This window comes from Methylomicrobium album BG8 (genome assembly GCF_000214275.2).
GTDB classification, from domain to species: domain Bacteria; phylum Pseudomonadota; class Gammaproteobacteria; order Methylococcales; family Methylomonadaceae; genus Methylomicrobium; species Methylomicrobium agile.
The window spans coordinates 660,619-682,407 of record NZ_CM001475.1; the positions used below are offsets into that span (position 1 = coordinate 660,619).

Annotated in this window: 15 protein-coding genes and 1 riboswitch; of the genes, 10 read left to right on the forward strand and 5 right to left on the reverse strand. The window is 52.8% G+C overall.

What is annotated here, in order from left to right:
• Nucleotides 1-3: 3 nt before the first annotated feature.
• Complete coding sequence (locus tag METAL_RS02815) at nt 4-6,450, forward strand: DEAD/DEAH box helicase (RefSeq protein ID WP_005369431.1); 6,447 nt, start codon at nt 4-6, stop codon at nt 6,448-6,450.
• Between the two features lie 177 nt (nt 6,451-6,627).
• Nucleotides 6,628-8,757 (forward strand): 3'-5' exonuclease, encoded by a 2,130-nt coding sequence (locus METAL_RS02820; RefSeq protein ID WP_005369433.1) that lies wholly within the window; start codon nt 6,628-6,630, stop codon nt 8,755-8,757.
• A 1,152-nt stretch (nt 8,758-9,909) separates the two neighbouring features.
• On the opposite strand, the gene METAL_RS02825 is transcribed toward METAL_RS02820, so the two are convergent.
• The 5 genes from METAL_RS02825 to METAL_RS02845 form a co-directional block, all read right to left on the reverse strand.
• Nucleotides 9,910-10,260, reverse strand: coding sequence for a type II toxin-antitoxin system Phd/YefM family antitoxin (locus METAL_RS02825; protein WP_245549453.1), 351 nt, complete (start codon nt 10,258-10,260; stop codon nt 9,910-9,912).
• A gap of 113 nt (nt 10,261-10,373) precedes the next feature.
• Nucleotides 10,374-11,207 (reverse strand): SWIM zinc finger family protein, encoded by an 834-nt coding sequence (locus METAL_RS02830; protein ID WP_005369436.1) that lies wholly within the window; start codon nt 11,205-11,207, stop codon nt 10,374-10,376.
• Between the two features lie 3 nt (nt 11,208-11,210).
• A complete protein-coding gene (locus METAL_RS02835; RefSeq protein WP_245549454.1) occupies nt 11,211-14,084 on the reverse strand; it encodes a DEAD/DEAH box helicase in 2,874 nt (957 codons plus the stop codon).
• 231 nt (nt 14,085-14,315) lie between these two features.
• On the reverse strand, nt 14,316-14,840 hold the full coding sequence (locus tag METAL_RS02840) for a GNAT family N-acetyltransferase (protein ID WP_005369440.1): 525 nt from the start codon (nt 14,838-14,840) through the stop codon (nt 14,316-14,318).
• Nucleotide 14,841: 1 nt separating this feature from the next.
• Entirely contained in the window at nt 14,842-15,135 is a 294-nt protein-coding gene (locus METAL_RS02845; RefSeq protein WP_005369443.1) for a type II toxin-antitoxin system TacA family antitoxin, read from the reverse strand.
• A 329-nt stretch (nt 15,136-15,464) separates the two neighbouring features.
• Between METAL_RS02845 and METAL_RS02850 the strand changes: the two genes are divergently transcribed.
• The 8 genes from METAL_RS02850 to METAL_RS02885 all read left to right on the forward strand — a co-directional run bounded on the left by METAL_RS02850 (nt 15,465) and on the right by METAL_RS02885 (nt 21,721).
• Nucleotides 15,465-16,160 carry a lytic transglycosylase domain-containing protein gene (locus METAL_RS02850; protein WP_005369444.1) on the forward strand — a complete coding sequence of 232 codons (696 nt, stop codon included), beginning with the start codon at nt 15,465-15,467 and terminating at the stop codon, nt 16,158-16,160.
• An 11-nt stretch (nt 16,161-16,171) separates the two neighbouring features.
• Nucleotides 16,172-16,480 (forward strand): flagellar transcriptional regulator FlhD, encoded by a 309-nt coding sequence (locus tag METAL_RS02855; RefSeq protein WP_005369445.1) that lies wholly within the window; start codon nt 16,172-16,174, stop codon nt 16,478-16,480.
• Nucleotides 16,477-17,040, forward strand: a complete 564-nt coding sequence (locus METAL_RS02860) for a FlhC family transcriptional regulator (protein ID WP_005369447.1) — start codon at nt 16,477-16,479, stop codon at nt 17,038-17,040. The genes METAL_RS02855 and METAL_RS02860 overlap by 4 nt, the downstream gene beginning before the upstream one ends.
• 450 nt (nt 17,041-17,490) lie before the next feature.
• A riboswitch (guanidine-I (ykkC/yxkD leader) is annotated at nt 17,491-17,588 on the forward strand.
• 66 nt (nt 17,589-17,654) lie between these two features.
• Nucleotides 17,655-18,647, forward strand: a complete 993-nt coding sequence (locus METAL_RS02865; RefSeq protein WP_005369448.1) for an ABC transporter substrate-binding protein — start codon at nt 17,655-17,657, stop codon at nt 18,645-18,647.
• Between the two features lie 12 nt (nt 18,648-18,659).
• The gene (locus tag METAL_RS02870; RefSeq protein ID WP_005369450.1) at nt 18,660-19,469 is read left to right on the forward strand and encodes an ABC transporter permease; all 810 of its coding nucleotides are present in this window, start codon (nt 18,660-18,662) and stop codon (nt 19,467-19,469) included.
• A 2-nt stretch (nt 19,470-19,471) separates the two neighbouring features.
• Nucleotides 19,472-20,320, forward strand: coding sequence for an ABC transporter ATP-binding protein (locus METAL_RS02875; protein ID WP_031430703.1), 849 nt, complete (start codon nt 19,472-19,474; stop codon nt 20,318-20,320).
• Nucleotides 20,321-20,336: 16 nt separating this feature from the next.
• Nucleotides 20,337-21,068: an urea amidolyase associated protein UAAP1 gene (locus METAL_RS02880; protein ID WP_005369453.1), complete on the forward strand. Its 732-nt coding sequence runs from the start codon at nt 20,337-20,339 to the stop codon at nt 21,066-21,068.
• Nucleotides 21,069-21,082: 14 nt separating this feature from the next.
• Complete coding sequence (locus METAL_RS02885) at nt 21,083-21,721, forward strand: urea amidolyase associated protein UAAP2 (RefSeq protein ID WP_005369454.1); 639 nt, start codon at nt 21,083-21,085, stop codon at nt 21,719-21,721.
• Nucleotides 21,722-21,789 lie beyond the last annotated feature (68 nt).

Genomic DNA, 21,789 nt, shown 5'->3' on the forward strand with positions numbered 1-21,789 from the left:
GGTATGCTCCCCATATTGGTCGCGCGCCAGATTGTCGAAGGTCTGCAAACATTTTTGCGTACAACGTTTCCGGTTACCACACACGGGTTTAGACACGACGCCAGCCGAACCTTGATCGACGACTTTCTCGACAAAGACGGCAATTTGGCGAAAGGGCCCTGGCTGGAAGTCAAACTGCCTTATCGAACCGCTGAAACCGGCGAGCCGCTGCCGTTTACGCATTATTCGATCACATTTACGCCCTATCAACATCAAGTTTTGGCGTTTAGGCGTTTGTCCGGCAATGGCGCACGATCGACGATTGTCGCCACCGGCACCGGCTCGGGCAAGACCGAATGCTTTATGTATCCGATACTGGATTATTGTCTGTCTCATCGGCATTCGGGCATCAAGGCGATCATCATTTACCCGATGAATGCGCTGGCGACCGATCAGGCGCGGCGTTTTGCGAAGGAATGCAGCAAGCTCGACATCAAATTGAGCGTCGGCCTGTTTACCGGCGACGATGGCTCGAACAATCGCGGGATGACGCAGGAACAAGTGATTACGCATCGGGAATCGTTGCGCGACAATCCGCCGGATATTTTGCTGACCAACTACAAAATGTTGGACTTTCTGCTGATGCGACCGCAGGATCAGCGTTTGTGGCAATTCAATTCGCCGGGCGTGTTGCGTTATCTGGTGGTTGACGAACTGCATACCTTCGATGGCGCGCAGGGAACCGATCTGGCCTGTTTGATCCGGCGCTTGTGCGACAAACTGAGCGCCGGTGATGAAATGGCGTGCGTGGGAACTTCGGCCACTATCGGCGATGCGTCGGCTGTCGCCGATCTTAGGGACTATGCCGAACAGGTATTCGCTACCCCCTTTGATGACGATGCGATCGTGCTGGAAGATCGTTTGGCGGTGGATGAATATTTGAGCCGTCACGGTGCACATCAGGAGGTGATCGCGCGATGGCCGGTCGAGGCACTGGCCGAATTGCGACCCGGAGAATCCGACGCGGGCGTTTATTTGCGCCGTGCTGCTGAGTTGTGGCTGGGTCAGTCGTTGGCTTTGGATGCCGCTGACGAATCTGCTCGAATCAAGGCTTCCGTCCTATTGGGCGAGCAATTGTTGCGGCTGACGGCGTTCCAGGAGCTGTTAAGGCAAGCGCATGTCTTGTGCGATGCCAAAGAATTGGCGAACGAATGGCAGCAGCGCCTGCGCCTGCCCGACCAGGAGGCAGCCGAAACTTTGATCGATAGCTTGGCGGCTTTGATTTCTGCCGCTCGGCGCTGGAAAAATCCGGGGTATGATGTAAAACGTCCTGTCACAAAGGACGATGTCGAACCTTTCTTGCAAGTCAGGGTTCAGCTTTGGTTACGCGAACTCAGGCGGATGGTCGCCAGCGTGAGTGAAAATCCTGAACTGACGCATGCCGATGATCTGCGCAATTTGGCCGGTCCGCTGCATCTGCCGCTTCTGCACTGCCGGGAATGCCATGCCGTTGCCTGGGGCTCGGTCGTTGCCGAAGGTGAACGCAGAATAAAGCCCGATTTGCAGGGTTTTTATCAATCCTGGTTCGCACAAAAACCGGATGCGGCCTTATTTTTTCCATTGGACTCCGAACGCGGAAGAGCCGACAACGAGAGAGTCTGGCTTTGTGTTCGTTGCCATCAATTGTCGCCGTTGAAAGGCAGCAATGTCTGTACAGGCTGTGAAGGAGAACGTATCGCGCTTTGGGCGCCGGACATTCGTAAACCAGTTCAGCGGAACGGTATCAACAGAACCGTGGTTTCGGCCGATTGCCCTTGTTGCAGTGGGCATGAGTCGCTGTCGGTCATCGGTTCCCGTGCGGCAAGTCTGTCCAGCGTGATGATCGGAGAATTGTTCGGATCGTCTTTCAATGACGATTACAAGCTGGTCGCGTTTTCCGATTCGGTTCAGGATGCGGCACATCGCGCCGGCTTTTTTGGCGCGAGAACGTATTCGCAAACGCTGCGCAATGCCTTGGCTCGATATATTCGTAGCCAAGGTGAAGGGCTGTCGTTACCCCGTTTGTCGCAAGAGTTTCCGAATTTTTGGCGGCAGCAATTGGCCAGTGAGGAAGCCTTCGTCGGCACTTTTATCGCGCCGAACATGGAATGGTTGCAGGGTTATCAGGAATTGAAGGCGACCGGCAAAATACCCAATGCCAGCGATGTGGCCAACTTGGTTTCCAAGCGTCTGTCTTGGGAGGTGATCAGCGAGTTCGGGCTGCGTTGCCGGATCGGGCGGACGCTCGAACGTTCGGCAGTGGCAACCGTAGTGCCGGATAACGATCGCTTGCAAAACAGCTGCGATCGTCTGGCACATCGATTACGAGAAGAACTGGGCATGCTTTCGGATGTGCCTGTCAACGATGTTCGCTATTTTCTGTTGGGGATGTTAACGCGGCTTCGGCAAAAGGGCGCATTTTATACGAAGGAGCTGGAGACTTACGTCAAGGAAGGCGGCAAGGAGTTTTTGCTGACCCGATTGCCGTTCATGCCGGGTTACGGATTCGGCAACCGGCCGCCGGCGATGCTGAGCATGGATAAGGTCTCCGGTAGTTTTGAAAATTTGCTGAGTCAAGGCGCTTGGTATCGCGACTGGTTCAACAAATGTCTGGCGGCCGATCAACCGTTGGCTTCGGTCGAGTACCAACAGGCGTACACGATTACGCTGGATGTGCTGGAAAAGGATGGCTGGCTACATGCCATGCCGGTTCGGCAGCAGATGGTTTGGGGCCTGAATCCGTCGCAATGGCAGGTGACCACGCAAATAGTCGATGTCGCCTGCAAGGACTGTCAACATCGTTTGCCGACGTCAAGCCGGCAACTGCATTGGCTGATCGGCATGAAATGCTTGCGGCAAGGGTGTTTCGGCCATTACCAGCCGGCGCCGATGCAGGCGCGATCCGGCCATTATCGCGCGTGGCCCCGGCGTTTGGTGCCCAGCGAACATACCGGTTTACTGGACGGCGAGAAACGCCACGCCATTGAATCCTCGTTTATCGAGGGCGGCAATTCTTGGGATATTAACCTCTTGTCCGCGACCCCGACGTTGGAAATGGGGATTAATATCGGCGACTTGTCGACGGTGTTGCTCTGTTCGGTGCCGCCGGCGCAGGCGAACTATCTGCAACGCATTGGGCGGGCGGGGCGCCGCGACGGGAATGCGCTGGCGGTTACCATCGCGACCGGGCATCGGCATGATCTTTATTTTTACACCAGCCCGAAAGCAATGATGGAAGGACAGATTTCTCCGCCCGGTGTTTTTCTGCAAGCGATGGCAGTGCTGGAAAGGCAGTTGATTGCCTTTTGTTTTGATCGCTGGGTGGCAACCGGCGTCGATGCCTCCGCTATTCCCGGCACTTTGCAGAGGGTGCTGGATACGGTCGAAGCCGGAAGGTTGGATGGTTTTCCGCACAATATGCTGAAATTTGTCGATGAGCACGCTCTTTCGATCTTAGATCGATTTTTGGTGCTGTTTCCTGATCTGGATGTCGAAGGGATCGAGCACATTAGACAGTTTTTATTGGGCAGTAAAACCAAAGGAGCTTTGGGATGGCGCATCTTGAATCGGCTCAGCGAGCTTGTCGAGACCCGCAAATCCGTCAGAGGCCGCGCCGATGAATTGAAAAAACGCATTGCGCAATTGGAAGCCCAGCCTGCCGATGAAGCCCGCGATCAATTGTTGGCCGATACCAGGAGCGAGCGGGGGGCATTGCTGGCATTGATTGGCAGCATCAATCGACGATTGACGCTGAATTTTTTCACCGATGAAGGCTTATTGCCCAATTACGCCTTTCCGGAGGAAGGGGTCACGTTAAACTCGGTGATTCTCCGCCGTAAGGAAACACGTGATGAAGGTAATGAACGCAAACGGTACGAAGCCTTGAGTTTCTCGTTTCAGCGCTCCGCTCAAGCCGCGCTGGGTGAATTGGTGCCGGAGGCCCGTTTTTATGCGGCAGAGCATCAATTAAACATCGAACAAGTCGATTTGAAACTTTCAAAGCCCCAAACCTGGCGTTTATGTCCTTCGTGTCATTATAACGAAAACCTTGAAGAGAGCGGCGATCCGCACGGCGTATGCCCCCGCTGTGGTAATGCGCAGTGGGCCGATACCGGTCAAAAGCGCACGCTGCTGAAGCTTCGGCAAGTCTATGCCAGAGCGGATGCGCAGAGTGATCGTATCGGGGACGACAACGATCAACGTGAGCCGGTGTTTTATCAGCGGCAGTTGCTGGTGGATGTGCCGCCTGTATCGATGCAGGGCGGCTATCGGATTGCCGGAGACGAGTTGCCGTTTGGATTCGAGTATTTGCGCAATGCGCGTTTTCGGGAAATCAATTTTGGAGAACCGGGTGATTCAGCCGAAACGTTTCATGTCGCCGGCAGAAGCGATGCGCGCAAAGGCTTCGTGATTTGCCGGCATTGCGGCATGGTCAGACGGCAACGATTGCGCAAGGGTCAATATGCGCATACCTTGGATTGCCCTTTATCGAAACCGGGGGCGCAAGTCAGCGAATCTGACTGGATCAACAGTCTTTATCTGTATAGGGAGCTGAATTCCGAAGCCATTCGTATTTTGTTGCCGCTGGCCGATGTCGCACAGTCCGAGGTACGAAGAACATCATTCATCGCTGCTCTGAATATGGGACTGCGTCAGTATTTCCGTGGCAACGTGCAGCACCTTGAAATTACCGAAATGTCGGAATCGGATGCGAATGGTCACTCTCCTCGTCAATATCTGGTGATCTATGACCGCGTTCCGGGCGGAACCGGTTATTTGAAGGAGTTGATGCGCACCTCCGATAATTTGATGGGATTGTTGGAGCAGGCTCATGATCTGTTGTTGAGTTGCACCTGTGCGGATCAGGCCGATCAGGACGGTTGTTATCATTGTATCCTGGCTTACCGGGATAGCCGTAACATGGCGGCGATTTCGAGAAAAGCGGCGATCGAATTGTTGGAGCGAATTCTGGCTTTGCGCGATCAATTGCAGCCGGTCGAGCAATTAAGCCAAATCGACATGAACAGCGCGCTGGGTAGCCCGTTGGAGGCGTTATTTGTCAGTGCGTTGTCAAAATCTGTCGGAATGACCAAAAAGACGGTCAACGGCAAACCCGGCTATTGGATTCATGCGCGAGGAGAAGATGGCGCTGATCAAGTGTGGGAACTTGAACCTCAAGCAAAACTTGGGCCGTCTCAAGACGTTTTATTGCAAACCATCCCGGATTTTATGCTGCGTCCGGTCAGGGAAAACGATCTGGCCGAGTTTGGCGAGTGGGCCTTGTACTTGGATGGATTCGGACCGCATTTCAATAACCAGACCGATGATACGCGAAAACGCCTGGCGGTGATGCGCTCGGGGCGGCGCGTATGGAGCCTGGGGTGGCAGGACATACCGCAGAGCGGCCAACAGCCCAATTCCGTTATCAACGATTATCTATTAAATCACCGTCAACCCGCGATGTTGGCTCAGTACGATAAATTGGCGGAACGATTTGAATGGCAAAAAGCAACAAAGATTGAGGATGCTCTGACCGCCGGGCCGTTTAAGCTTTTGCTGGCATTTTTGCAGAAGCCGGCAGAAACCTTATCACAACTCCAACAAATTACGCTTTGCAATACGATCGGTTGGCTCTATTTGCCTTCCTTGAAAGCACGGCTTTGGGACGATCCGGCAATGGGATTGAATAGGGTTGTTCCAGGCACGGTTTGGCAATGGCTGCAGACTCATGAAGATGCGATGGCATTTGGCGGTTTGCTGAAAGGGATTCAAACGGGGACCCCTCCGGTCGATATCGCCGTTTATTTGCCAGCGACTGCATTGAGCTCGAAACAACGCCTGTTAGAAGAGGTTGGCATTTCGGTGACCCTCGACGATACCGCGGCGGCACAAACCAAGGAATTTGAAAAAATCTGGCGCGGCTTTTGGCATGCGGTCAATGTGCTGCAATTTGTTCCTTATTTTACGGTGGCGACTCGAACCGGTGTCGCTGAGCAAATGTATGAAAATTTACTGGAAGGCTGGCCGTCGTCGAAGCAACTGAAAAAATCGGCCGCATTGCAAACCACCGATGAGCGCTGGCAAGCCGTTTTTGACTTGTGTCAGATCGAGCAGTTTGCATTGGAGCAATTGGTTGCCGCAGGGATTGATTGTCCGGAAGTCGGTCTCGATCTGTATCTGGATTCGCAAGTCGTGGCGACGGCTGAATTGGCTTGGCCCAACCGTTCCATCGCGCTGATGATGGAAAATAGAGCGGAACTCCCTAACGATGTAGATGCGACGTCTCGTCGCGACGAGGACGTCCCCACGCGACGAGGACATCGCGTCTACGACGACTTTCACAATAACATACCGGGATGGGTAATGATTAGCGTTCAAAGCCCGGATTGGATGGATCGATTGTTGACGTTGCTAACGAACCAGGAGCGATAAGTGGAAAATCTAAGTGTAGATGCGACGTCTCGTCGCGACGAGGACGTCCCCACGCGACGAGGACATCGCGTCTACGACGACTTTCACAATAACATACCGGGATGGGTAATGATTAGCGTTCAAAGCCCGGATTGGATGGATCGATTGTTGACGTTGCTAACGAATCGGGAGCGATAAGTGGAAAATCTAAAAATAGCGATTGGGGATGGCTTTCTGGAATCGTTTGCGCAAATTCCGAAAGCCAAACAGAGGAAGGTGATGGAGTTTGTCGCAAAGTTTCGTTACAACCCGATGGCGAACGGCATCAATTACGAAAAAATCAACGATGCACGCGACGTGAACTTTCGTTCGGTTCGAATCGATCAGGATTATCGGGGCATTGTGCTGAAACCGGCGCAAGGCAACGTTTACATTCTTCTCTGGGTCGATAAACATGATGACGCTTACGATTGGGCGCGTAGTCACCGCTGCGACATCCATCCGCAGACGGGCGCTTTGCAGTTGGTCGAGATATTGCAAGGCAATCAACCGGAGATCGAACCGGTCAAGATTGAAACTCAGGCAGCGCAGGAAAATCGTCTATTTGATTTATCGGACGAGACATTATTGAGTTTGGGAGTCCCTTCGGATGATTTAGCAAGAATCCAAAGCTTGACCCATGTCGAGGCATTGGAGGCGATTGAAAAATCGCTGCCCATAGAAGCCTTCGAAGCGCTGTATCTGTTGGCGGCAGGGACATTGTTGGACGAAATATTAACCGATTACGCTGCGAAAAAATCGACAATGGTTGATACTGAGGATTTTGCCGAAGCCCTCAATCAGGACGCATCGCGTCGACGCTTCTATGTCGTGGCCGACGAAATGGAGTTATTGGAAATGCTGGAAGCGCCGTTGGAAAAATGGCGGGTTTTTCTGCATCCCTCTCAGCGCAGACTCATCAACCGTCATTGGTCCGGGCCGGTTCGCGTGCTCGGCGGTGCAGGCACGGGTAAAACGGTCGTTGCGATGCACCGCGCTAAATGGTTGGCTGCACAAGCGGCCGAAACGAATGAACGGATTTTGTTTACGACCTTTACCAGCAATTTAGCCGTCGATATTCAGGAGAGTTTACGCAAGATTTGTACGGCACAGGAGCTCAGACGCATTGACGTACAACACATCGACGCCTGGATAGTGGATTTTTTGAAGCAGCAAGAATATGACTTCCGAATTGCTTATCCCAATGGCAAAGACAGTGAATATGAAAAATGTTGGTCTTTGGCAGAGGGGTTAATTTCGCCCAACTTAGGATTATCGACAAGCTTTTATAGGGAAGAATGGGAAAGGGTCATTCTGCCGCAGTTCGTTCGATCGCGTCAGGCTTATTTAACCACGAGCCGCATGGGGCGCGGCGTACCGCTAACCAGAAAACAGAGGGCCGATATTTGGCCGGTTTTCGAAGAAATGCGTATTCAATTGACACAAAGAAAGCTGACCACGATTGAAGATGCAGCCTTTGATATTATGTCCATGCTCGATTCGGGCGCGAATAATAAGCGTTATCGGTCAATTGTGGTTGATGAAGGGCAGGATTTCGGGCCGGAAATGCTTACCTTGTTGCGCCGCTTGATTCCAGAGGGGCCAGACGACCTTTTCATCGTCGGTGATGGGCACCAGCGGATTTATCAGCGTAAAGCCGTTTTAGGCAAATGCGGGATTAATATTCGTGGGCGAGGCAAAAAACTGAAAATCAATTACCGAACGACCGAAGAAATTCGACGTTTCTCCACGCAAGTCTTAGAAGGAATTGCTGTGGATGACATGGATGATGCTCAGGATACATTGACCGATTATCGATCGCTGATGCATGGGGACTTTCCTGAAATTAAACATTTTAATTCCATTAGTGAAGAAGCTAAGTGGATAAGGGAAAAAATTGAAGTATTAATTGAAAATGGCTTGCTCTCTCAGGATATTTGTTTGGTTGCTCGAACTAATCATTTAGTCGATGAATATGGCTCTCAATTACAACAGATGGGAATCGAAACCCGAAAATTGTCTCGACAACAATCGGATAACAGAAATTTGCCGGGTATTCGCTTGGCGACGATGCATCGTGTAAAAGGTTTGGAATTTAAAGTGGTTTTAATGGCAGGTATTAATGAGGGTGTTGTGCCATTGAAAATCAGCACCGAAACGCAAGATCCGACAGAAGCCCGCTTACGCGATGAGAATGAACGGGCCTTGTTCCATGTTGCGGCTACTCGGGCTATCAAGGGGTTATTTATATCTTCGCATGGAATAGTTAGTCCATATTTAGCGAAGTAGCCTCTATGATAACCAATATGTAGAAAACTTTTTGTCACATCTAACCAAATATACGTATCGATGAGAATTTTGATTTGCATGTAAATTGCTCGTGCAGGATATTCTGATTTCTATCCGGCCAACCAAAGCAAGTCAATAATTCACCTTGAACGTCGGACTATCCTTCGGTTGGGGCTTTCGGGATTGAACCGCCCCGGGAATCTCGGAGGCTGTTGGTTGTGAGTCATGCTGCGATAGCAGGCTCATAAAGTTGTTGATAATACTGAATCGCGCTGGTTTTTCAAGGCTTCCCAAGAGACAATAGCGGCTGGAAAGGACATGGCCGGCCAATGACCTATAGCGGCTTGCCGAACGCGTCCATCAATTGAGCTTCTATATCGATAAATTCAGGTCCGCAACTTAGCTGAAGCCGAGAGGCGAAGACCGGGATAATCGGTAAAGGTGATATGCTGTCCAGGTTGCAAAGCTTTGGCTGTGCGGGAGTCGAAGTGCGTATTAGTATAACCTGAGTTCGGGATAAGAAGTCCAGCGCGCACCTTTTCGCGTAAGCTGCTGTTTTAGGAAACAAATTCGAACGGAATCGGCAGGCGTTTATGGACCGTTTCGTAGGGTACGCTCGACTGCAGGGATGCAGGAGATAGAGCAATGCAGGAGCAATTGCCGAGTGCGTACCTTTGCCGCCGAAAAAGGTACGCACAGCGTACCCCTACTTGAAACCCGAGTTCGGGATGAGAAACAACAACCCCCTGCACTCATTCATCAAAGTCAATCTGCTGCCTCGGACCTAATGGCTTATCCCGAATTCAGGTTAGTATAGCTTTTTTAGTTGCCCTGAAATTTCAGTATAGCTTTTTTGAAATGATATAAAAAAGCTACATTAAAATGTAAAGTGTAGGTAAGTTTTGATAAGTGCGGATGATGTTAAGCGAGACGAATAAAGATGTTAATAACCCTCTGTTATCAATAAGATGAGAATGAAAGACAAATTGAATCAGGGTAATGGGGAAGACCAGCAAAAAGAACATACGCCGATGATGCAGCAGTATGTGGGCATTGATTTATAATGAGTTTCAATTGAATAATTTAATTTGTTACGCCAAATACTACACTAAGAACTCACTTTAATTGATGGCTATTTGAGATAATCCCGGCTTACGCTATGTTCCATGGGAGTGGGCAATCAACTCCGCTGAGCAACTGCGCCACTTCGTCGTTGTGCGCATCGATGCTGTCCGGCACCACGAACAAGCCTTTTGCTATACCAATGCGTTTCCCAGAGGGTACCGTATCCATCGGAACCAGTTTGGCAGCCAGACGGCCATTTCGGGCAATCACAATTTCACGCTCGCGTCCTTGTTCGATAGCCTCCACTAAGCGGGACAGGGATGACTTGGCTTGCAACATATTTACGATATGCATGGTATTTTCCACAAAAAACAAAGCTTCTAGAAAAGGTGGGTTCGGTGCGCGAAATGCTTTGCTGAATTTGAAAGGTAAGGGCATAGCGCGCGGAGCCCGCCTTTTTTACAGTAATTACATTTTTTTAAAATCCGCAGACTTGACCCCGCGCAGTATAAGCTAAATTCCGGAATTTTCTTCCCCATAGGACGATAATATCACCAGTCTTTTTCGCGTTTACGGATGGCTTGATAAATGGTTTCCATCGTCGTAATGAAAGATTGATGGTATGGCCAAAAAGCCGGGAAGTCGCCGCCTTTTTTGATTAATAAGGCCGGAATAACGGTCGCTGTGGTCTGTGGCAAGTTTTCGGGCAGGCGCCTTTGGCCGTGCCAGAAGTCGCCGGGCGTCATGCGGGGTGCAAGCGGTTGTGTTGTTGCGCGCGTGAAGTAGCTGTCAACGATGCCAAAGCCGGCGTCCTGTTCTCCGATGGCCGCCGCCAACGCCTGGCCCAGCGGCGTTTTTTGTAATTGTTTTTGCAATTCGTCGCGCTCGAGGCCGCGCAATTCGAACAATAAGAACGGGTCGCGGTCCAGCTGTGCCGCGAGGAAATAATACAGTCCGGCGATGTGCTTGCACGGGTTGGCGTAATCCGGGCAGGAGCAGTCGGTTTTCAGGTCTTTGCGGCTGTAAGGAAGCAAGTTCAGTTTCAGTGTCCGAAACACGTCTTCGATAGAATCCGGCACTTCATTCAGCAAAAGACGGGAAATAAACGCGGCACGGCTGCCGAGAATTTGAATCAATTGCTGCCACTGAGCCGCATCGATCGACTGGAAGGCGATCGTTGTTTTATAGAGAGGCTCTTTATAAACACCGTAATAAGGATTAATGTTGCCCCGGATCGTCGCACTGACCACGCAGCCTTTCCGCTGCCAACTGCGAATGCGGTCGTTAGTGGCATAAGCGCGTCCCCGCGCCAGCCTTGCCGAATCGGTAAAGCTCTCCAGGGCCTGGATAAAGCGTTGTCCCCACCAGGTGCATAGCGCTCTCATGGTTTACTCCAATACAGCGGTTTGATTGAGGCGAATGAGCTGCTTGAATGCGGCGTTATCGAGTTGCGTCAACCAGGACTCGTCGTTGCCGACGATGGCGCCGGCGATTTTCTTTTTGGCGTCGATCATTTGATCGATGCGTTCTTCCAGCGTGCCCAGGGTGATGAACTTATGCACGAAGACATTTTTCGTCTGGCCGATCCGGAACGCTCGGTCGGTGGCCTGGTCTTCCACCGCCGGATTCCACCAGCGGTCGAAATGGAACACATGATTGGCGCGGGTCAGCGTGATGCCGACGCCGCCCGCTTTCAGCGACAGAATAAACACCGCCGGCGGCGTTTCCGGGTTTTGAAATTCAGCAATCATTTTCTCGCGCGTATTCCGTGCTGTGCCGCCGTGCAGATAATAAGTCCGGCAATCGAGGCGGCTGCGGCAATAGCGTTCGAGGCGGGCGCCGATTTCGGTGAATTGCGTGAAAATCAGCACGCTTTCGCCTTCGGCCAGGGCGTCGGCGAGCATGTCGCCGAGCCGTTCCAGTTTATGAGAGCGTTCGGCGTTGAACGCACTGTCATCCTGAAGAAACTGCGCCGGATGGTTGCAGATTTGCTTGAGCTTCATCAAGGTCGACAACATCAGGCCCTGCCGCTGAATACCCTCGCTGGCTTCCAACTGCTGTTCGACATCGCGGACCACGGCTTCGTACAACGAGGCCTGTTCCTTGCTGAGATTGCAGTATTGCTTGTTTTCGACTTTGTCCGGCAAGTCGCGGATGATCGCCGGGTCGGTCTTGACCCGGCGCAAAATGAACGGCTCCACCAGACGCTTCAACATCGCAGACTTCATGGGATCGTTGTCACGTTGAATGGGGGCCTCAAAGGCTTTCCGGAAAGCGGCTTGCTTGCCGAGGTATCCCGGATTCAGGAAATTGAAGATCGACCATAAATCCAGCAGGCGGTTTTCCACCGGCGTGCCGGTCAGCGCCCAGCGATAGTCCGCGTCCAGCTTGAAAATCGCCTTAGTTTGCTTGGCTTCCGGATTTTTGATGTTTTGCGCTTCGTCCAATACGATGCGCCGCCATTTCAGGGCTTGAAACAATTTCGCGTCGCGCAGCGCTAGTGGATAGGACACGATCACCACATCCACGGCTTGTGCCGCCGCGTCGAATTCCTCTTCAGCCTTGCAGCGCTCGCTGCCGTGATGCAGCCGCGTTGTCAATTGCGGCGCGAAGCGCTCGATTTCCTTGCGCCAATTCCCGAGCACCGAAGTCGGCGCGATCAGCAAAGAAGGGCCGTGACCGGCTTCGTCACGCGCCATGACTAATCGGGCGATGACCTGCAGGGTTTTACCCAGGCCCATGTCGTCGGCCAAACAACCGCAGAGGCCGAGTTGTTCCAAAAACACCAGCCAGGCGACGCCGCGTTTTTGATATTCACGCAGTTCGGCGTTCAGGCCGGGAATGTCCTCGATTGGCTGTAAGTGCTGTTGATGACGCAACTTATCCAGCATGTCTGCCAAGGCGCTGCCTGGGTCGACTTCGAAGAGGTCCGCTTCATCCGCGGTGCGCTTGAGCCAGTCGCGCATGTCCAGGTTTTCTTCCGCCTCGCCCTGGCGCCGCCAAAATTCCAGCATGTCTTTCATGCGCTCACGGTCCAGCACGACCCACTGGCCGCGGAATTGCACCAGCGGCGTTTTCGTCTCGACCAGTTGCATCCATTCCTCCGCGCCGACCTGTTCACCGCCCAGTGTCAGTTCGTAACGGTATTCGAGCAATTGATCCAGACTCAAAAGGCTTTGCGTTGTAGAGCGTGCCGCTTTTTTCGAGGTTGCCGCCGGACGCATACGCAATTTGGCGCGCCGCCGGCCTTGCGGAGTCCACCAGGACGGCACACTGACCCGGAAGCCTGCGGCTTCCAATACCCAGGCGGTTTCATTTAAAAAAGCGAAAGCTTCTTCCAGCGACAGATCGATGCCGGACGGCTCTGCCGTTTCCATGCCCTTCCACAACGCAGGATAAACCCGCGCGGCCTGTCCCAAATCGATCAATAAACGCTGCTCAAAATCGGACCCAAAATCCTTTTCCCAATGTTGCCGAGCAGTGCCGGAAAGTTGCCAATAGTCGGCCAGCGGTCGTTGCAGCGAAGGGTCGCGGCGCGATACCACACGGAATTCCAGGCGCCAGGAGTCGGGCTGTTCTGTTGAGGCTTCCTGCAGTTGAAGACCCAGTTGGAAGCCGGTTTCGCCGGCTGCGCCCGAAAGCTGTTTTCGCCAGGTGGCCCACTGCTCGCCAAGCGTCAGATCCCCGGCGGTCAACCAGGGTTCTTGACGAGTCGGCCGACAGGCCGGCAACAGCCACGAATCGGCCAGTTGTTTCTCCAGGGCTTGCGTCAGGCGCGAATTGCCGGCGGCCTGTCTGAGCAATACTTCGGCACAATGACGCAATACCGTGGCAGGTTCGAAATTCGGTGCGGCGGCCGGCGGCAGGCGTTCGGCCGCTTCCTCTATCAGGCATTCGTAGTGCGGAGACAAAAACTCCCAACCGGTATAAACCTCGTAAGGGTGTTTGCCGGTTTGCCGGACTCGGTAGCGCAAAGCCGGGATATACTGGTCTTTGAGCAGGATGCCGCGAAGCGATTGGGTGAAATAATACCAAAACAAAAAATCGCTGCCGGCTTTAAAGTCTTCCCCCTGGAAGATCAACCGGAAATGGATGTCGTTGATGAGGTTGATGGCCCGGTTATTGAAACAAAAACAGCGGATGGGCCAGATCTCGATTTCCGCCTCATGCCAGGCATACGCTTCGGCATCCAGATGGGTCGATAATTCGGGGCAGGGAAGGGGGTTGCCCTGGAACGAAGGGAGTGGCACGGGATAGGTCACAGAATCGGACTCTCGTGACGTGACACCGATGGACGATTTCAACCAGTCTCGCAAACGCTCGGCATCCAGGTGGTTGGGGTGAGATCGGGTTTTACGTTTCTTGGATTGATTTGCGGCTTGTGCCGCGGATTCCACCCACAGATAAAAGTGGCCGGCTTGAATGAAAGCCTCGGTGGTTTCAGGGGCCCAAAAAAGATGGACAACGTGGGGCATGGGGATAAGATCGCTCCGTTATTCGGCGTTACCTTGGAAAATAACGTGCGGTAAAGGCAATAATAGCGTATTGGAATCCATCGGCGATTTTTGAAAACCGTGTTCTTCGTAAAAATGGACGGATTGATCCGAAAGTGCATGAATCACAAGGGCTTTGACACCCACGATTTCGGACACTTGAAGGGTACGGAGTATGGCGTCGCGCAAAAGCGCTTTGCCAATCCCTTGGCCTTGCCAGTTTATATCAACGGCGAGTCGGCCCAACACCATGACGGGAATGGGATCTGGCATGTTACGACGAATGCCTCCCGGCGCTAGCTCACAGGCAATTGATCCGGTAGCCAAACAATAATAGGCAACGATGGTTCCGGCGCGAGGTTGGTCAACACACACGACATAAGTTCGTGAAGCGCCACGACCCTCGTTACGCAGTGCACGATTTTTTAGCCAATGATCAAGACTGATTTCGCCGCAAGTAAACGCGGTAAAGTCATGTTCTGTTTTCAGCGGTGAGGGCAGGCTCCATTTTACTGAACTAGCCAAACTAGTCTTCCCAAGGGCCTTTGCTTGACATTAGTTCGCGTAGTTTGGGATTGGCAGTCGGCGGCGTATCCAGCAAGGCTTGAAATTGCTTGAATCTTTCCGCATCCAAATGGAAAATTCGTTGATCAAGTAACAGTTCTTCGGCCTCACGGCACGCTGTTTCCAGCATGAAATCCGATCGAGTTTTGCCAAGCATCTCGGCGGCCTGGTCGATCAAGTCGCGTTGCGTTCTTTTGGCCCTGATGTTGATATTAATGTCGCGGGGGCTATTCGCTTTGGTTGATGACGGCTGCATTGATGAGGCCTCCATGGATTTTAGTCGTAAGTGCTATTTTTATCCAATTGTGATCACAATGTCAATACGGATTATCCATTAATATGGGATATTGCAACATGCAAATTTGCTAGCTCAGTGCTGTCCTAATCGGTTTTTAGTTAACTGAGACTACTCGGTTTTCTGGTTCGCAGTTGTCGACGAAGAGGTGTGCTTAACTGTGATCCATTTAGATTGGCGCCCAAGCGATTCTTTCTTAGAAAAGCCCCCAAACGGTCGTTTTTCCGACATAGAGAAATTAGGAACACAAGGTAGACTCGCTTCATCACTACAAATGATGCTCATCTACCATGTTGCTTACTAATTTACAGAGCCACCATCAGTCATCGGCTCAACATCTCTCTGAATCCCACAAGAGTCGGAGTTTTTGCCAAAAGAATTATGCTCTTGTGCTGCTTATATTTTGTTTAGGGCTCATTAGTTTCGGCCCAAGTTGCCAAGCGCAAGAAAAGGCGGCTTTGCCAAAAAGCTATATCACTACGGCCAGTTCAAAAATTTCAAACCCTTCTCCTTCCAAGCTGCACACCACACTTTGGTGGCAAATCGCCGAACAGCATCAGCTGGATCCCTACATTCTATATGCCGTTGCGCTGGTTGAATCAGCCAAAGTGAATCCCTTAAATCATGTGACTCCATGGCCTTGGGCCATTAACAAGTCCGGCAAATCCATCATCCCTGCCTCTCAACAGGAAGCACGAGCTATCTTAAATAAGACCCTTATCGAGGGTGGCCGGAATATCGATGTCGGACTCATGCAAATCAATCTCCACTGGCATGGACATCGGGTCGGCAAACCTGAGCAACTGTTGAACCCTGTCACGAACTTACAGATCGGTGCTTTAGTCTTGGCCGAAGCCATCCAATCAGCACCCCATGATCTGGTTTTAGGGATAGGGCGCTATCACAGCTGGCAAAATACCGAAGCCGCAGTGAGTTATGGGCGCAGGGTGCTGGCGGTGGCGAATCAAATCAGGGCAGTGCTCTGATCGCGTGCTTTATGGACGAAAATATCTATAACCTGAATCTGGATTATCTGATTCTGGCTCATGCGTTGATCCAGTCCGGCCGTAAACAGCACGCCATGGTCAGTCTCGGCTTAACACCGGAAGCGGTGACCATTTTGGCTAAAATGCCGGTCGATCAATTGAAAATGCTGGCGCGAAGCGATGTGCTCAGTTTTGCTCCCCGTTTTCACGTCAATTCCTGGCGGACATTCTTGCGTAACGAACCCACGGTGAGCGAGCCTTTTGAACAACGCGCCCTCCGTCTGAGAATGTTTTTAAGCAAATCAGGAGGCCAGTCATGATAGCTGAAGGCTTGTCCTATGAAGATCAGTTGCAAAACTACCAATTAGCCTATCAACTGCTGAAACGAAAGCTCAGAACATCGTATGTTAGCCAACTGATTAAAAGCATCAGTTTGCCGGAAATTCGGGATATTCATCGCTCGATTCACCAAGGCGAGAGCCCGAGTTCGGGATTGCTTCCGGCTATCGAAGCTATTCCCCAAGTACGAGAGTCTATGCTGTACATCTCTCTGTTTGCATCCCTTTATCGAAGTGCCAGCCAGATTGATATCAGGGCTGAAATGGATGTGTCCGCCATTATTTTTGCCTGGGATTTTTTTTGCGAGACATTTCCCAACCATGTTCGTGAACGCAGACCTTATGGCAAAGTGCGTCCCGCCAATTTCAGCGAAGCCTGGGTCGTCGCGCAAGCGCTAAAAATCGGCCTGGCAGCCGTGCATTATTGTAAAAGCTGTCATGGTGATCATATCGTTATCTACAACAGCAAATTTTCGCCCACCTGCCAGATTTGTGTCATAGATCAATTGCGAAAAAGGGGAAACACTCCGGGCTTGAGGTAACGGCAGAATGTGAGTTTTTGTAAAACTCTCGGTTTGATCGGGCATATTCATACATCAGTTTGGATTGAACATGACACTGACAGTCTTAGTTCGGCCATTATGTTAAGTGTCCTTTTATACATAGTACCTTGGAGTTGAATGGGGGGAATAACCGGTATTTATTGAGTTGAGCAAACCCTCCACAATTGAAAAACTGGACATAAATTTTGCAGTCGTCAAGAGTGGATATTCCTTATTCAATTTGTAGAAACAATCGTTTACTCAACCTCCCCAATATTGTGCATTGACTTATTAATAATGCGCTATATTAGTGCATTCTTAAAAACTTAAACCCGTTTTAACATTTTATATCTCTGAATTATCAATAAATTGTATAATATGGCATAAAAAGTGCTTAATCAGAACTGAAAAACACAAGAGGTGCGGTCGTTCGACAGTATCTTGATTGAAAAAAATGGCGACTAGGGTTCCGGCTCATCAGTGAGTGTCTGGACCGAGAGTTGCCGGCTCCGGTAGGGGCTACACGGCGGGATAAAAGCCCGGGAGGACATTTCGGTTCATATCGAACCGATCGCCCTCTGTGTGTAGTCTTTTCATCTCAACCGGAGCATCTCGTGAGCTTTCACTCAATACTTTTCTCCCGCCGTTTCGCGGCACTCTTTTTTACGCTTCTCGTCTTCAATCCGCTTTCTTCGCAAGCCGAGATCAAGGTCGGCGTCAGCGACTGGCCCGGCTGGGTCGCCTGGTATGTGGCCGAAGAAAAAGAGTTTTTCAAAAAGCACGGCGCCAAGGTCAAACTGGTCTGGTTCGCCAATTACACCGACTCCATTTCCGCTCTATCCGCCGGCCAGATCGACGCGAACAGCCAAACCTGGTCCGATACGATGGCGCCCTTGACCAAGGGCATACCGCTGAAGGCAATCCTGGTCAACGACAACTCGGACGGCAACGATGCGCTGATGGTCAAGCCGTCGATCAAGAACTTTGCCGACATGAAAGGCAAAACCATCGCGCTGGAGCAATATTCGATCTCGCATTTCGTGCTCGCGACCGCGCTGGCGAAAAATGGCTTGCGTTTCGATGATGTCAACATCGTTAACCTGTCGGCCGGCGATGCCGCGGCGGCCTTTTTAAGTGGACGGGTGGATGCAACGGTCGTCTGGAATCCCTGGGTCAATAACATTCAGGCCAGCGGCAAAGGCGTGGCGTTGTTCAGTTCCAAGGACATGCCGGGATTGATCCCTGACTTGCTGATCGCCCGTGAAAAGGCCATTCAACAGCAGCGCGCCGACTTGATCGGCATGATCAAAGCCTGGGACGAAACGCAACGTTTCATCCGGGAACAGCCCGACGAAGCCGTCCGGATCATGGCCAAAGTCGTCGGCATGAAGCCGGATGCCTATAAGATTTTCCTGCCCGGCACCCGTTTCTTCAATTTACAAGACAGCCTGAAGGCGTTGGGACCCGACGCCGAACCGTCTTCACTGCTCGCGGTCGGCCCTGTGATCGCCAAATTCCTCAAAGACAATAAGTTGATCGAAGGCGATCCGTCGCTGGCGGCGGGTATCGACGCTTCCCTGCTTATCGAAGCACTGGCCGGACACTAAGCGGATACGCCGATGAAAGCAATCAGGCCCTCACGACGATCTTGCTGGATCCTGCGCGGCTCACTGAGCCGGCGCAGCTATTGGTCCATTGCCCTGTCCGGGTTGCTGCTGCCGTTTTTTGGCTGGTGGTGGCTGTCGTCAGCCGGGACGGTGGATGCGGTCTTCTTGCCCACCCCGCCACTGGTGGTCATCAGCGCCTGGGATTGGCTTCGCGAGGGCGATTTGATCGGCGATATCGGCATCAGCGTGTACCGAGTGGTGGCCGGCTTTTTGCTATCCGCCGCGATCGCGCTGCCGCTCGGCATCTATATCGGCGCTTATGCGCCGGTCAAAGCCTTTTTCGAACCGCTGACCGATTTCATCCGTTATATGCCGGCCGCGGCTTTCATTCCGCTGGTGATGTTATGGGTCGGCATCGATGAGGGCGCGAAAGTCGCAATCATCTTTATCGGCACCTTCTTTCAGATGGTGCTGATGATCGCCGAAAACATCCGTAGCGTCCCGATGGAGCAGATCGAAGCCGCGCAGACGATGGGCGCGGACCGCGAGGAAATCATCATGAAAGTGATCCTGCCGTCGGCGAAGCCGGCGATCCTCGATACCTTGCGGATCACGATGGGCTGGGCCTGGACTTACCTAGTCGTCGCCGAACTGGTGGCGGCCAATTCGGGGCTTGGCTATGCGGTCCTGAAAGCGCAGCGTTTTTTGCAAACCGACAAAATCTTCGCCGGCATCATCCTGATCGGTTTGTTCGGACTGGTCACGGACCAACTGTTCCGCGGGCTGCATCGGCGAAGCTTTCCCTGGCTCTACCGGAAATGATCATGACGACTACTCCCGCAATTTCGATCAGCGGCCTCTCCAAATCGTTCGCGACGGACGGGCTGGACTTCGTCGCCTTACAGAATGCGAATCTGCAGATTTCGCCCGGCGAATTCGTGACCTTGGTCGGCGCCTCCGGCTGCGGCAAATCGACTCTGCTGCGCATCGTCGCCGGCCTGGAACAGGCGAGCGCGGGCGATGTCGCGGTCGATGCGCAGCCGATCCAGGGGCCCGGCATCGACCGCGCGATGGTGTTCCAGCATTACAGCCTGTATCCCTGGTTGACGGTGCTCGAAAACATCAAATTCTGCCGGCAATTGCGCGTGCACCGCGACGTTTCGACTTCGGCGGACGTCGAAGCGGCAGCCGGCAGGGCCGACGCGCTGATTCAACTGATGGGCCTTAGCCATGTCGCGAACGCCTATCCGAACCAGTTGTCCGGCGGCATGCAGCAGCGGGTTGCAATCGCCCGTGCGTTGATGGCGCGACCGAAAATTTTGCTGATGGACGAACCCTTCGGCGCCCTGGACGCACAGACCCGGGAGGTGATGCACGATTTGATCTTGCACGTTTCGCTGCTTGAAAAAACGACCCTGTTGTTCGTGACTCATGACGTCGAGGAAGCGATTTATCTCGCGCACCGGGTCGTGCTGATGGCTCCGCGCCCCGGCCGGATCGAAGCCATCCATCCGGTTCCGCTGCCCGATCCGCGCGATCAGGAGATGAAACAATCCCCGGAGTTTCTTCGGCTCAAAAAGGACATTCTCGACGGCATTCGTGCCACATCGGGGATGCAAACCCAACGCGAATGGCTGGAGCGTCTCGGCGAAGCCTCCGGCGCTTCTTATTGATTTTATGGAGACATCGATGAATTTACCCCCGATTGACGCTCAACGTGTGTTATGGAGCGAACAACTGCCCGGCGGCGCGCACCATTCGTTTCCGATCCGGCGCGGCAACAGACTGCGCCTGACCGATCTCGAAGGCGGTGCGAATCTTTCGGCGCTGTTCGTACATTACGATGAAAAAACCGAGCGCTACAACATGGCCGACACACTGAAAGCCCAGCATACCTTCTATCTGACTCGGGGCTTCGTCTGCTACTCGGACATGGGGCGCGTTCTCTGTTCCGTCACTGGCGACACGGTGGGCTGGCACGATGCCGTGTGCGGGGTCTCGGATGCGCACGGCGTAGAAGCCAAATACGGTGCGGCGCCTTACCAGACCCATCGCAATGCGATGTACCGGAACGGCCGCGACAGTATGCTGATCGAACTCGAAAAATGGGGACTCGGCAAGCGCGATCTTGTGACACCGATCAATTTTTTCAGCAAGGTGACCGTCTCCGAAGCGGGCGACATGCGTTTTGTGTCGAACCATTCTCCGGCCGGCGGCGAGGTGGAACTGCGCTTCGAGATGAACACGCTGGTGATTTTGTCAAGTTGTCCCCATCCTCTCGATCCGAGTCCCGTCTATGCGCCGAAACCGGTGCTGCTGCAGGCATTCCGCAGCGAACCTGCGGGCAGCGACGATTTTTGCCGGAACTTTCGTCCGGAAAATCAACGCGGTTTTTGCAACACCGAAAGATATTACCTCTGACACGGAACACCATCATGGCAATCGTCGAAAGCAAACTCGGTCCCCGCGCTGCGGTTTACGATTTCACTCTGCCCGCGGGCGAACCCTGGCTGCACATGATCAAGCAGGGGCAAACCTTCAGGATTCACGATCTGGAGGGCAATCAGGCCGTCGATACGCTGTTCTACAGCGCGGCGGATCACGATGACCGCTACAGCGCCAGCGATACGATCCGCCGCCAGGGCAACATCTATCTGAGCACCGGCACCCAATTGATTTCAAGCGAAGGCAACGTGCTGATGACCCTCGTCGCCGATACCTGCGGCCGCCACGATACCCTGGGCGGCGCCTGCGCGGCCGAAAGCAACAGCGTACGTTACTCGCTGGAAAAGCGTTTCATGCACAGCTGCCGCGACAGTTTCCTGCACGCAATTGCGCATGCCGACTGCGGCCTGAGCAAGTGCCATTTGACCGGCAATATCAATTTCTTCATGAACGTGCCGGTTACCGAAGACGGCAAGCTGACGTTCGCGGACGGCATTTCCGCACCCGGCAAATATGTCGAAATGCGCGCCGAAATGGACGTGATCGCGTTGATCTCGAACTGCCCGCAACTGAATAATCCGTGCAACGCTTACAATCCGACGCCGGTGCGTTTGTTGATCTGGGATTAGTCGCCATACTTCCGCACCGGGACGGCCCGGCGCGCAGCAATCTTTCGGCGGGACGGCCCGCCCAACGA